We start from the raw sequence: 12946 nt of genomic DNA on the forward strand, positions 1-12946 counted from the left end.
TCCTGACGTGCACTCCGGCCGAATTGCCTCACACTGTCGCCTCTGCGGCCAGGTCCGCAGGGCCTTCCTTCGCACTGCCTTCTGACGCATGAACATCGCCTATTTCCGCCGTCCCAAGATCATCTTCGCCGCGCTTGCCATCCTGCTGCTCGCAGGCTATCTGGGGTACCGGGCCTTCACCCCGCCGCCGCCGCCCGCCTACCTTACCGCCACCGCGGCCATCGCCGACATCCAGGACGTGGTCCTGGCCAGCGGTACCGTCAAGGCCTACAAGCAGGTCAGCGTGGGAGCCCAGGTGTCGGGCCAGATCAAGTCACTCAAGGTCGCGCTCGGAGACCACGTCAAGAAGGGCCAACTGGTGGCCGAGATCGATTCCCTGACCCAGGCCAATGCGCTGGCCAGCGCCGAATACTCGCTGCAGAACCTGCAGGCCCAGTTGCGTTCCAAGCAAGCCACCTTGAAGCAGGCGCAACTGGCCTATGCGCGCCAGCAGATGATGCTGGCCGGTGAGGCCAGCTCGCGCGAGAACTTCGAGAGCGCCGAGGCGACCCTGAACTCCACCCGCGCCGACATCGCCGCCCTGCAGGCGCAGATCAGGGACGGCGCCATCAAGGTCGATACCGCCCGCCTGAACCTGGGCTATACCCGCATCACCGCCCCCATCGACGGCGAAGTGGTGGCCATCGTGGCGCAGGAAGGCCAGACCGTGAACGCCAACCAGTCCACTCCGACCATCATCAAGGTGGCCCGCATGGATACCGTGACGGTCAAGGCGCAGATCTCGGAAGCGGACGTAGTCCGCGTCAAGCCTGGCCTGCCGGTGTACTTCACCATCCTGGGCGACCCCGACCACCGCTATCGCACCACCCTGCGCGCCATCGAGCCGGCCCCGGATTCGATCCTGCAGGACGACACCAGTACCAGCACCACCACCAGTACCAGCAGCAGTTCCAGCTCCACGGCGATCTACTACAACGGCCTGCTGGACCTGCCCAACCCGGATGGCAAGCTGCGCATCTCCATGACCACGCAGGTCAACATCGTGCTGGCCGAGGCCAAGGATGCGCTGGTGGTGCCCTCCACCGCACTGGGGGCCAAGGATGCGCAGGGCCGTTACACCGTGCGAGTGCTGGATGCGCAAGGCCAGGCACAGGAGCGCCAAGTGCGCATCGGCATCAACACCAATGCCCAGGTACAGATCATCGAAGGACTCAAGGCCGGTGAGCGCGTGGTGACCGGCACCGCCCTGGCGGGCAGCGCCGACAGCAGCAGCGAGCGCCGTGGCCCGCCGCCGCGCATGTAAGGCGGCCATGACGACGCCCCTGTTGCAACTGCGCGGACTGCGCCGCGACTTTCCCGCCGGTGATGACACCATCACCGTGCTCAACGACATCAACCTCGACATCGCTGCCGGCGAGATGGTCGCCATCGTCGGCGCTTCCGGCTCGGGCAAGTCGACTCTGATGAATATCCTCGGCTGCCTGGACAAGCCCAGTGCCGGCAGCTACCTGGTCGCCGGACGCGAGACCGGCAAGCTGGAGCCGGACGAACTGGCGCAATTGCGGCGCGAGCATTTCGGCTTCATCTTCCAGCGCTACCACCTGCTCTCGGACCTGGATGCCACGGCCAACGTGGAAGTACCGGCGGTCTATGCCGGTCAGGAACCGGCCCAGCGCCGCCAGCGCGCCGCGCAACTGCTGGCGCGACTGGGCCTGGCCGAGCGCGGCCACCACAAGCCGGGCCAGCTCTCGGGCGGGCAGCAGCAGCGCGTCTCGATTGCGCGCGCGCTGATGAATGGCGGCGACGTGATCCTGGCCGACGAACCGACCGGCGCGCTGGACAGCCACAGCGGTCACGAGGTGATGAACATCCTCAAGGAACTGCATGCCGAAGGCCACACCATCATCATCGTCACGCATGACATGCAGGTGGCCGGCAATGCCCAGCGCATCATCGAGATCAAGGACGGCGTGATCGTTGCGGATCGCCGCAACCAGGTACCCGCAGCGGCAGCGGTGAGCAGCGCGCACAAGCAGCAAGGCCAGCAGAGCCGACAGGCCAGCGCCTGGCGCGCCGGACTGGATCGCTTCAAGGAAGCGCTGCGCATGTCCTTGCTGGCCATGAATGCGCACCGCCTGCGCAGCTTCCTGACCATGCTGGGCATCATCATCGGCATCGCCTCGGTGGTATCGGTGGTCGCCCTGGGCAGCGGTTCGCGCGCGCAGATCCTGTCGGACATCAGCGCCATGGGCACCAATACCATCGACATCTTCCCCGGCACCGATTTCGGCGACATGAAATCAGCCGCCATCCGCACCCTCACGCCCGCAGATGCCGCCGCCCTGGCCGAGCAGAACTATGTCGACAGTGTCACACCCAGCGTGTCCACGGCCTCCTCCGCACGCTATGGCAACATCTCGGTCAGCGCCACCATCAACGGCGTGGGCGAGCAATATTTCCGCGTACGCGGGCTGAAGATGGCGCAGGGCATGAGCTTCGACAACGACGGCATCCGCCGCCAGGCGCAGGAAGTGGTGATCGATGCCAATACCTACAAGAAGCTCTTCCCCAACGGCGGCAATGCACTGGGCGAAGTGATCTTCCTGGGCAGCGTGCCATGCCGCGTGATCGGCGTGACGCAGAAGCGCGAGAACGGCTTCGGCAACAACAGCGCCCTCAATGTCTGGGTGCCCTACACCACCGCCATGACCCGCGTGATCGGCCAGCGTTACCTGAGCGGCATCACCGTGCGGGTCAGCGACAAGGTCCCCAGCGCGGCCGCCGAGCAGGGCATTACGCAACTGATGACGCTGCGCCATCGCACCAAGGACTTCTACATCTTCAACACCGACAGCATCCGCCAGACCATCGAGAAGGCCACCGCCACGCTGACCCTGCTGGTGTCCATGATTGCGCTGATCTCGCTGGTGGTGGGCGGCATTGGCGTGATGAACATCATGCTGGTCTCGGTGACCGAGCGTACCCGCGAGATCGGCGTGCGCATGGCCGTGGGCGCGCGCCAGGGCGACATCATGCAGCAGTTCCTCATCGAAGCGGTGCTGGTCTGCCTGGCCGGCGGACTGCTGGGCGTGCTGGTGGCGCTGTCCTTTGGCGCGGTGTTTGCCCACTTCGTCAGCAGTTTCCACCTGATCTATTCGACTGTCTCCATCGTCAGCGCCTTTGCCTGCTCCACCCTGATCGGCGTGGTGTTCGGTTTCCTGCCGGCGCGCAATGCCGCGCGCCTCAATCCGGTGGACGCCCTCGCCCGCGAATGAAATTGCACGCCATGTCCAAGCTCCCGAATTTCCCTTCACTTTCCCGCCTGACGCTGTTGCTGGCACTGGCCCTGCTGGGCGGCTGCAGCAGCCTGGTGCGCACTCCCTACACCGCACCGGCGACCCGGACCCCTGCGGCCTGGCAACAGGGTGACCCGGCCGCTGGCGTCAACGCCAGCCAATGGTGGCAAGCCTTCGGCGACCAGACCCTCAACGGCCTCATCGATGAGGCCCTGCGCAAGAACAACGACCTGGCGGTGGCGACCATCAAGCTCAGGCGCGCCCAATTGCAGGCCGGGATCGCCAACGATGCCTTCGTCCCGGCCCTCAGCGCCCAGCTCGGCAGCAGTGCCGGCAAAGCGCTCGATGGCAACGGCCAGACCACCCGCGCCAGCCAGAATTCGGTGAGTCTGTCCTATGAAGTCGACCTGTGGGGCCGCCTGGGCGCCAACTACGACGTGGCCCGCTGGGAAGCCCTGGCCACCGAGCAGGACCGCGCCGCCACTGCCCTGGCCCTGGTCGGCACCACCGCCAACCTCTACTGGACCGGCGCCTACCTGAACCAGCGCATCCAGAACGCCGAACAAAGCATCGCCTACGCGCAAAAGACGCTGGACCTGGTCAATACCCAGTACCGTGCCGGTGCGGTGTCATCCCTGGAGGTGCTCACGGCCCGACAAAACCTGCTGAGCCAGCAATCCAGCTATACCGAACTGGTGCAGCAGCGGGTAGAAAATGACAATGCCCTGGCCATCCTGTTCGACAGTCCGCCCGGCCAGCGTCGCCAACTACCGCCGGCCCTGCCGGAGCAGCCCTTGCCGTCCCTGGCGGCGGGCCTGCCGGCCGAACTGCTGGGACGACGTCCGGATCTGCGGGCAGCCGAATTGCGACTGCGCGAAGCCCTGGCCAATGTCGACCTGACACGGACCGGCTTTTATCCGCAGCTGAGCCTGACCGGCTCGCTCGGCACCAGCAGCGATGCCCTGCTGCGTCTGGTGCAGAATCCGGTGGCTTCGCTGGCCGCGCAACTGACCCTGCCCTTCCTGCAACAGACCCAGATGAAGCTCAAGGTCGGCGTCTCCCAGGCCGACTACGACAGTGCCCTCACGCAGTTCCGCCAGACCCTGTACGCCGCCTTCAGCGATGTCGAAAACGCCCTGTCGGCGCGCGAGCAATATGCCCGGCAGCAGGCGCTGCAGGCCCGCAACGTCGAGGTGGCACGCGCGGCCGAGCAGCTCTACGCGCTGCGTTACCGGGCCGGCTCGGCCACCTTGCAAGCCTGGCTGGACCAGCAGGACAAGCGCCGCAGCGCCGAGGACACCCTGGCCCAGGTGCGGCTGAACCAGTTGAAGAACCAGATGACGCTATACCAGGCCCTGGGTGGCGATGCCCGCGCGACTCCTCCCCGGTGAAACGCGATGGCCCCAAGCAAAAAGGCGAACCCGCGGGTTCGCCTTTTTGCATTTTCCTTCACTGCGATCGGCCTGCAACGCCGTCGCTGTGAAGGTAACTTCATTATTTGAGGTAATTCAGCAAAGTCAGGCCACTGGTGGTGACGAAGACCTTCTGGGCTGCCGACAGATAGGTCTGCTTGAGCGTGAGGTCGCTGATCAGCTCGCTGGTATCGGAAAGATTGCGGCCCAGCAGGTTGTTGATGGTCTGGGTGTAGTTTTCCTTGTTGACCTCACCGGCCGCATCCAGGTTGTCCAGCTCGTTCTGGCGGGCACCGATGGACGCCTTGACGGTGGAGACGCTGCTGGCAATCGAGTCAATCTGGGTATTGAACTTGGCCAGGTTGCGCGACAGCGCTGCCTGGCTGCCCGCCACCGGCGTACGCGCCGCATCGGCAGCATCGGCCTGCAGCTTGAGCGCTGCCGTTTCGGTGAACTTGGCCTGATAGGTCGGATCGTCCGGCTTGAGGGCATCCAGTTCAGATTGTGCCGTCTTGTAGGCGGCAATCGGGGTCTGGCCGGAGCCGGCCGGATACACGAAATTGTTGGCAGCGGTCTCGTCGGCAGTGTTGGCCGCTTCGGTCACCGGCACGGACAGCACATTGATCATGTTGGTCATGGTCTTGAAGATATCCTGACCATTGCCCTGGAACACCGTCTGGCCCGAGGCGCTGATATCCATCTGGCGGGTCGAGTCGACCTGCAGCGTCATGGCGCCCTGGTCGCCGTTGTAGACCACGCCGCCGGTGCCGTCCAGGGTGAAGGGCTGGGTGGTGCTCTTGAAACCGGCGAAGATGTAATTGCCCTGGCCGTCCTGGGCATTGGCATAGCCCAGCACTTCGTTGAGGTTGCCCTTGATCTCGGAAGCCATGTTGATGCGCTCGGCATTCGAATACGAGGCATTGCCTGCAGTGATGACATTGGACTTGAGCTTGGTCAGCATGTTGGTCAGGCTGTCCAGGGTCCCCTGCACGGTCGACAGGGCGCTGTTGGCGTTCTGGCGATTGGTCTTGTACTGGTCGTTCAGGGCCGAGGTCTGGGTCATGTCCAGGGCGCGGGCGGCGGCCACCGGGTCGTCCGAGGGCAGCAAGACCTTCTGCTGCGCCGTCACCTGCTGGGTCAGCTTCAGGATCTGGCCCTGCATGCTGGTCAGGTCATTGTTGCTCGACTGATAGAGCATCTGGGTGCTGATACGCATGGTCATCTTCCTTTAACTGATTAGCTGCCCAGGGTGAGCAGGACATTGATCATGTCGCTGGCGGCCTGGATGATCTTGGCCGCAGCCTGGTACTGCTGCTGGTTGCGGATCATGTTGGCCAGTTCCTCGTCCTGGTTGACGCCGGACTCGGACTGCTGCTGGGTCTGGATCGCCGTCAGGCGCGATTTCTCGGCCGTATTGGTGACGTTGATCTCGTTGGTCTTGTTGCCGATGGTGGCCACCAGCTGCGAGTAGGAACCCTGGAAGCTGGTGCCATTGATGGTGTTGGCCGTCTGCAGGTTGGCCATGGCCAGCGCATTGCGATTGTCCGACGCCGCATTGGTGTTGGCCGAGATGGTGAACTGGTCGCCATTGGAGGGCTGGCCGGAGATCTGGAACTTCACACCGCTGATCTCGTAGGTATCGCCGGCCTTGTACGGGATGTTGGTATCACCCGCATTGATCGTGGTGGTCGTGCCGTCCAGATGGGTAATGGTGCCTGTACCTGGCGCTGCCGGCGACATGACGAACACCGGGGGCGTGGCCGTGCTGTCGTAGCTCAGCGTGGTGGGCTTGGTCAGCGGCGTGGTCGTGGTCAGGTAGTCCGCCGTCACCGAACCGGTACTGATGGTCGCCGTGCCCTTGTTGGCCGCCACCGGGGCAAAATTGAACGTGTCACCGGTGCTGGGCGTACCGGTCAGCGTATAGGTCACGCCGCCGCTGCTGATGGTCATGCCCGGCGTGTAATTGAACGCGGCCCCGCCCGTGGCCGTACCGGTGGTCCCGTCCGGGTTGGTATAGGTCACGTCCGGCGCAGGCGTATTGTTGGTCCAGGTGGCGGCCAGCTGGAGCTGGTTCGGCGTCACCGTGGTATCGAGTGTAGTGCTGAACGATACCGACGAACCCTGCTTGAACGAGCTCGGATCCAGCGAGGTGTTGGAAATGATCGCGTTGCCGGTGTTGCTGGCGCCGGTACTGGCGTTGACGTTGTTGGTCGCGTTGATCGAGGTCGAGATCGGCGCGGCCGTGGCCAGCAGTTGGGTATTGCTCAGCAGCAGCGAGAAGGCCGCAGCACCGTTGGCCGTCGGCTGGATCTTGTAGATATTGCCGCTGGCCATGGTCGGCGCGCCCGCCGGGGAGCCACCGTCGGAGTAGGTCACGCCGTCGAGCGTGACCGGAAAGTCGCCGGCGGCCTTGACGGTCTTGGTGTTGTCCGACAGACGCGTAAAGGTGTAGTTGGTGCCGTCGTAGGTCAGCGTGTAGTCACTCGTGCTCAGCGCCGAGGGATCGCTGATGGTCGTCGTCAGGTTGGTGGTGCCGGTATTGGTCGGATAGCCGATCAGGTTGGGCGAACTGACGTTGAACATGTCGGTGCCCGCGTTACCGTTCTGGTCCAGCCCCAGCTTTTGCTGTTCATTGAACGCGGTCCCCATGGCGATGGCGATGCGGCCCAGGGCGTTCTGGGTCGGATCCAGGGTTTCCGTACGGTACTTCAGCAGGCCACCCAGACTGCCACCGTCATAGAAGAAGCTGTCGGGAATGGTCGCCGTGCCGCCACCGGGCAGCACCTGGCCGACCTGCAGACGAGAGACATCGGTGGGCGAATTGGTCACCGCCAGCTGGGTCACCTGGTCACCGGTCACCAGCGACTGGCCGGTGCCGATGAACACGCTCACCGCCCCGGTATCCTGCGGCACGGTGGTGATCTTGACGTACTTGTTGAGCTCCGCCACCAACTGGTCGCGCTGATCCAGCAGATCGTTGGGCTGCTGCCCGCCGCCGGTCCCCACGGCATTGACGATGGCCTGGTTCAACTGGGCGAGCTGTTGCGCGTAGGAGTTGATGGTGGTCACCGTCGAGGTGATCTGACTGTTGACGCTGGCGCTGCTCTGGGCGAGCTGGTCGTTGATGCTGGACACGCGCGCCACCAGGGTCGACGCCTGCGACAGCACCGACTGGCGCGAGGCCTGGGTATTCGGGTTGGAGGCCAGATTCTGCACGGCCGCAAAGAAATCCTGCAGGGCCGGCGACAGACCGGCCTTGGTGTCGGCCACCGTGTTGTTGATCTGCGAGATCTCCGAGTAATACGAATCCAGCGAGCTCGCCGAGCTCTGCGAGGCCAGTGCCTGCTTGGTCAGGAAATCGTTGTAGATGCGCTTGATCTGGGTGACCTGGGCACCCTGGCCGACGAAGCCGTAGCCATAGTTGATGCCGCCGGCCGAGCTTTGCACGACTTCCTGGCGGTTGTAGCCGGGAGTGGTGGCGTTGGAGATGTTGTGGCTGGTGGTGGCCTGCGCCGCCATGGCCGCCTGCAACGCGCTTTGCCCGATACTGAAGATGTTAGTTGCCATGCTAGGTTGTCGTCCCTGAAAGCTTTTAGCGGAATAACCAAGTCAACGGCAGGATTGACCAAAACTTTAGCGGCTCCGGCCCGAATTTGTTTCCGGTCGGAACCGATGAGCTTGCCGCGCGATCATGCCCTGCGGCGGCGCGGGATCAGGCCGACAGTGAGGTACGGATGATGCGCGAGAGCTTTTCCGCATAGTGCGGATCGGTGGCATAACCGGCGCGCTGCAGGCCGTATGCGAAACCGTGGGCATCCTGGGCGCTGGCCAGGACCTTCTCGTAGCGCGGATTGCTGCGCAGCAAGTTGGCGTAATCCTTGAAGGCATCCGCATAGGAATCATAGGCGCGGAATTTTTCCACGCGTTTCTGCGGCTTGCCGTTGATGTATTCGATGGTGGTGGCCTCGACCACCTTGCCGGTCCAGTTGCCGGTCGCCTTGATACCGAACAGGTTGTGGGCGGAACGACCGTCGCGGGTGACGATTTCCTTCTTGCCCCAGCCGGTTTCCAGCGCCGCCTGCGCCAGCATGAACTTGGCCGGGATGCCGGTCATCTTGCTGGCCAGTTCGGCATCGGCCTGCAAACGGTTCTGGAAGGCTTCCACATGGGCCGGCTTGTTGGAACTGCGGCGCTGCTTGTTGCGACCGTCCTGGTCCGTCCTCTCGGCGGTCTGCTGGCTGGCGAAGCTCTGGATGAACTTGGCGCGGTCGGCATCGCTCATTTCCTTGACCAGCGGGATGCCCATCGGCAGGCCATCATCGCCCGCAGCGGTATTGCCGTCCAGATCCTGGGCATCAGGCAGCTTCTTGGGCAGCGAGGCCGAGAGCTGGCGCGTGAGCACATCGGCCAGCCCGACCCCACGCTGGGCCAGGCTCTGGCTCAGTTGCTGGTCCAGCATGGAGGTAAACATCTTGGTCTGCTCGTTGTCGAACGGCCCATCCTGCGGCGTGGCATCCCGCATGCTCTTCATCACCATGTTCAGGAACATGGCCTCGAACTGCTTGGCGGCGCCCTTGATGGATTCCGGTGAATTCTGCTTGGCGGCCTCGCGCAGGCCATTCAGCCCATTCGCATCGACGGCAAGACTCTCGGTCGGATTGGATGGGTTGATCTTGTTGAGCATGGATGACCTTGGTGGAAAGCGTTGGATGTTGGATCGACCCGCAGCGTCAGATCACTTCGAGTTCGGCGCGCAAGGAGCCGGCCGCCTTCATGGCCTGCAGGATCGCCAGCAAGTCCTGGGGCGTGGCGCCGATGGCGTTGAGCGCCTTGACCACGTCCGACAGCGAAGCACCGCCCTTCAACAGCATGACCTTGCCCGGCTCCTTGTTGATGGAGACCTGGGCATTCTGCACCCCCGCCGTCTGGCCACCGGCCAGGGCATTGGGCTGGCTGACCGCATTGTCGGCCTGGATCACTACCGACAGGTTGCCGTGCGAGACCGCGCAGGTCTCCAGCATCACGCTCTGGTTCATCACCACCGAGCCGGTACGGGCATTCAAGATCACCTTGGCCGCCAGCTTGCCGGGGGTGACATCCACGTTTTCCAGGGCACCGAGGAAGGCTACCCGGTCGCCACTGGAAATGGGCGCGCGCACGCGGATCACACGGCCATCCTGAGCCACGGCGGTATCGCTGCCGAAACGCTTGTTGAGCGCATCGACCACCCGGCTGGCAGTCGAGAAATCATAGTCATTGAGCTCCAGCACGACTGCGTCGCCGCCGCCGAGCGAACTGGGCACGGCCCGTTCCACGGTCGCTCCGCCGGAAATGCGGCCTGCCGACAGCTGGTTGACGATGGTGCTGCTGCCGGCAGCCGAACCGCCCGCACCGCCGATGACGATGTTGCCCTGGGCGATGGCGTAGATCTGGCCGTCAGCACCCTTCAGGGGGGCCATCAGCAGCGTGCCGCCACGCAGGCTCTTGGCATTGCCGATGGAGGACACCGTCACGTCGATCAACTGGCCCGGCTGGGCGAAGGCTGGCAAGGTGGCCGTGACCATGGCGGCAGCCACGTTCTTCAACTGCATGTTGCTGCTGGTGCCGGAGGGCACGTTCACGCCCAGCTGCTGCAGCATGCTGATGACGCTCTGCACCGTAAACGGCGTCTGCGTGGTCTGGTCGCCACTGCCATCCAGACCCACGACCAGGCCATAACCGACCAGCTGGTTCTGGCGCACGCCCTGGATGCTGGCCAGGTCCTTGAGACGCTCGGCATGGGCCGGCATGGCCGCTGCCAGGCACAGCGCTGCAACGGCTGCCGCCGAAAGCAGCTTGCTGCCCATCCTGATCATGTCCATGGCGAAAAATCCTTTCCGGGTCATTGCACTACTCCACATCAGAAAGGAGAAACGCTGAAGAAGAATCGGCCCAGCGAAGACATGAAGTCAGCCATGTCCACGCGGGTGTTGGTACGGTATTCGACTTTCGCATCCGCCACCAGCGTGGAGGAAACGGTGTTGCCGGTCTGGATGTTGTCGGGGCTGACGGTGCCGGAGAAGCGCACGTATTCCACGCCCTTGTCCAGTGACACCTGCTTTTCGCCCGAGACCACCAGGTTGCCGTTGGGCAGCACCTCCACCACCGTCACGCCGATGGTACCGGTGAAGGTATTGCTGGCGGTCGTGGCGCCCTTGTCATCGAACTTGGAGGAGGAACTGCCGGAGGCCGACAATTCCTTGATCGAGGTGCCGAAGATGGTCGGTGCGGGCGAGGCCACTTCGCCGGTCTTGCTGGCCGAACTCGCGGCGGACTTGGCGGCACTGGTCTTCTCGTTGATGATGATGGTGAGCGTGTCACCGACCAAACGCGCGCGACGGTCTTCCAGCAAGGGGCGATAGACCGCCGACTGGAAAATCGCACCCGAGGTCGGCGGCGCGTAGGACGCCGGCTGCGGACGCGCCGTCTTGGGGCCTGTCACGATACTGTCGGGAACGGTGGTGCAAGCACTCACGCTCAACACGCCCGCCATGGTGACCAATTTCAGCATGCTCTTCATCTCTGCCTCGTCCTTCTTCTGCTACCGACTACCTTGTTCAACATCCACTGCGCGAAGCCTTACAGCTGCGAAAGCTTGGCCAGCATCTGGTCGGACGTGGTGATGGCCTTGCTGTTGATTTCATAGGCGCGCTGTGTCTGGATCATGTTGACCAGCTCTTCCACCACGTTCACGTTGGAAGTTTCCACGTAACCCTGCCACAGGGCACCGGCACCGTTGGTCCCCGGGGTGTTCGGGTTGGGCGTACCGGAAGCGGCGGTTTCGACGTACAGGTTCTCGCCACGGCTTTCCAGGCCAGCCGGGTTGATGAAGGTGGCGACCTGGATGGTACCGATCTGCGTGGTAGCGGTGGAACCGGCCTGCATGATCGAGACGGTACCGTCACGGCCCACGGTCAGCTTGGTGGTGTTGAGCGGAATGGTGATCGGCGGCTGCAGGGTGTAGCCGCTGGAGGTCACCATCTGGCCCTGGCTGTCGGTCTGGAAGGAGCCATCGCGGGTGTAGGCGGTGGTGCCGTCGGGCAGCAGGATCTGGAAGAAGCCATTGCCCTGGATCGCCAGGTCCTTGTCATTGTTGGTCTGGTTGACGTTACCCTGGGTGAAGATGCGCTCGGTGGCCACCGGACGCACACCGGTACCGATCTGCAGGCCCGAGGGCAATTGCGTCTGCTGCGAAGACTGGGCACCGGGCTGGCGCACGGTCTGGTACAGCAGATCTTCGAAGACGGCGCGCGAACGCTTGAAACCATTGGTGCTGACGTTGGCCAGGTTGTTGGAAATCACGTCCAGCTGCGTCTGTTGCGCATCCAGGCCGGTCTTGGAAATCCACAGGGAACGAATCATTTGTTTCTCCGGTAATCAGCGCTTGCGCTGCGGGTACATCATTGAGGTCAAGTGCGTGACCAGCATCAGGACAGCGTCAGGATCGAGGTCGCCTTGGTCGCATCGCTCTCGGCGGTCTGGATCACTTTCATGTTCATTTCGAACTGGCGCGACAGGTTGATCATGTTGACCATCGCTTCCACCACGTTCACGTTGCTGCCCTCCAGCGCACCGCTGGCCAGGCGCACGTTGGCGTCGGGCTGGGCGGCACCGGTGATGGTGCGAAACAGGCCGTCATCACCACGCTGGAGATTCTTGTCGTCCGGGTTGACCAGCTTGATACGACCCAGCACGTTGACCGCATTGGGAATGCCGTTGGTCGGGATCGAGGACACCGTGCCGTCGGCAGCAATGGCCACGGTGGTATCCGGCGGAATCGTGATCGGACCGGCGTCACCCTGTACGGACTGACCGTTCTGGGTCTGCAGGATGCCGTTCTCGTTGATCTTGAAGCTGCCGTTGCGGGTGTAGGCTTCGCCACCGTCAGCGGTCTGCACCGCGATCCAGCCACGGCCCTGCACCGCCACATCCAGAGCACGGCCAGTATCCTGAATCGGCCCCTGGGAAAAATCGTTGCCGGCCGTGGAATCCACCACGAAGGCGCGCGTGGGCAGGCCCGGGCCCACCACCGGCGCCGAACGGAAGGTATTCAATTGGGCGCGAAAACCCGTGGTCGTGGCATTGGCCAGGTTGTTGCTGGCGCTGGCTTGCTGCTCAAGCGTGTGCTTGGCACCCGACATCGCTGTATAGATCAGACGATCCATATCACCCCTTAGTAATGGCGTCCATCCCTGGCGC

At 63.5% G+C, this 12946-nt stretch carries 10 protein-coding genes; 3 read left to right on the forward strand and 7 right to left on the reverse strand.

The genetic code is table 11. The annotated features are described in order from the left end of the window. Window positions 1-88: 88 nt before the first annotated feature. Genes ACODSZ_RS07575 through ACODSZ_RS07585 form a run of 3 tightly spaced genes read left to right on the forward strand, consistent with a single transcriptional unit; the run spans window position 89 to window position 4687 of the window. Entirely contained in the window at window positions 89-1303 is a 1215-nt protein-coding gene (locus tag ACODSZ_RS07575) for an efflux RND transporter periplasmic adaptor subunit (RefSeq protein ID WP_175342443.1), read from the forward strand. Between the two features lie 7 nt (window positions 1304-1310). Beyond that, a complete protein-coding gene (locus tag ACODSZ_RS07580; RefSeq protein ID WP_175342442.1) occupies window positions 1311-3275 on the forward strand; it encodes a MacB family efflux pump subunit in 1965 nt (654 codons plus the stop codon). 11 nt (window positions 3276-3286) lie between these two features. Continuing rightward, entirely contained in the window at window positions 3287-4687 is a 1401-nt protein-coding gene (locus ACODSZ_RS07585; protein WP_008328162.1) for an efflux transporter outer membrane subunit, read from the forward strand. 103 nt (window positions 4688-4790) lie between these two features. Here ACODSZ_RS07585 and flgL read toward each other — a convergent pair whose 3' ends face one another. The 7 genes from flgL to flgF form a co-directional block, all read right to left on the reverse strand. Further along, entirely contained in the window at window positions 4791-5924 is a 1134-nt protein-coding gene (gene flgL / locus ACODSZ_RS07590; RefSeq protein WP_175342441.1) for a flagellar hook-associated protein FlgL, read from the reverse strand. A 20-nt stretch (window positions 5925-5944) separates the two neighbouring features. Continuing rightward, window positions 5945-8275 (reverse strand): flagellar hook-associated protein FlgK, encoded by a 2331-nt coding sequence (gene flgK, locus ACODSZ_RS07595; protein WP_008328156.1) that lies wholly within the window; start codon window positions 8273-8275, stop codon window positions 5945-5947. Between the two features lie 145 nt (window positions 8276-8420). Continuing rightward, window positions 8421-9392 carry a flagellar assembly peptidoglycan hydrolase FlgJ gene (gene flgJ, locus ACODSZ_RS07600; RefSeq protein WP_488927345.1) on the reverse strand — a complete coding sequence of 324 codons (972 nt, stop codon included), beginning with the start codon at window positions 9390-9392 and terminating at the stop codon, window positions 8421-8423. A 46-nt stretch (window positions 9393-9438) separates the two neighbouring features. Next, window positions 9439-10569 carry a flagellar basal body P-ring protein FlgI gene (locus ACODSZ_RS07605; RefSeq protein ID WP_008328152.1) on the reverse strand — a complete coding sequence of 377 codons (1131 nt, stop codon included), beginning with the start codon at window positions 10567-10569 and terminating at the stop codon, window positions 9439-9441. 38 nt (window positions 10570-10607) lie between these two features. Then, entirely contained in the window at window positions 10608-11267 is a 660-nt protein-coding gene (locus ACODSZ_RS07610; RefSeq protein ID WP_008328151.1) for a flagellar basal body L-ring protein FlgH, read from the reverse strand. Between the two features lie 59 nt (window positions 11268-11326). Beyond that, entirely contained in the window at window positions 11327-12109 is a 783-nt protein-coding gene (gene flgG / locus ACODSZ_RS07615) for a flagellar basal-body rod protein FlgG (RefSeq protein ID WP_008328148.1), read from the reverse strand. A gap of 65 nt (window positions 12110-12174) precedes the next feature. Then, entirely contained in the window at window positions 12175-12912 is a 738-nt protein-coding gene (gene flgF, locus ACODSZ_RS07620; RefSeq protein ID WP_008328146.1) for a flagellar basal-body rod protein FlgF, read from the reverse strand. Window positions 12913-12946 lie beyond the last annotated feature (34 nt).

The sequence above is a fragment of the Herbaspirillum sp. FG34 genome, assembly GCF_057809315.1.

What these genes read in the sequence shown, in the direction of transcription:
- flgG (WP_008328148.1), bottom strand. Translation starts at nt 12,109, where the DNA reads ATGATTCGTTCCCTGTGGATTTCCAAGACCGGCCTGGATGCGCAACAG.
- flgF (WP_008328146.1), bottom strand. Translation starts at nt 12,912, where the DNA reads ATGGATCGTCTGATCTATACAGCGATGTCGGGTGCCAAGCACACGCTT.
- ACODSZ_RS07605 (WP_008328152.1), bottom strand. Translation starts at nt 10,569, where the DNA reads ATGGACATGATCAGGATGGGCAGCAAGCTGCTTTCGGCGGCAGCCGTT.
- flgL (WP_175342441.1), bottom strand. Translation starts at nt 5,924, where the DNA reads ATGCGTATCAGCACCCAGATGCTCTATCAGTCGAGCAACAATGACCTG.
- ACODSZ_RS07610 (WP_008328151.1), bottom strand. Translation starts at nt 11,267, where the DNA reads ATGAAGAGCATGCTGAAATTGGTCACCATGGCGGGCGTGTTGAGCGTG.
- ACODSZ_RS07585 (WP_008328162.1), top strand. Translation starts at nt 3,287, where the DNA reads ATGTCCAAGCTCCCGAATTTCCCTTCACTTTCCCGCCTGACGCTGTTG.
- flgK (WP_008328156.1), bottom strand. Translation starts at nt 8,275, where the DNA reads ATGGCAACTAACATCTTCAGTATCGGGCAAAGCGCGTTGCAGGCGGCC.
- ACODSZ_RS07580 (WP_175342442.1), top strand. Translation starts at nt 1,311, where the DNA reads ATGACGACGCCCCTGTTGCAACTGCGCGGACTGCGCCGCGACTTTCCC.
- ACODSZ_RS07575 (WP_175342443.1), top strand. Translation starts at nt 89, where the DNA reads ATGAACATCGCCTATTTCCGCCGTCCCAAGATCATCTTCGCCGCGCTT.
- flgJ (WP_488927345.1), bottom strand. Translation starts at nt 9,392, where the DNA reads ATGCTCAACAAGATCAACCCATCCAATCCGACCGAGAGTCTTGCCGTC.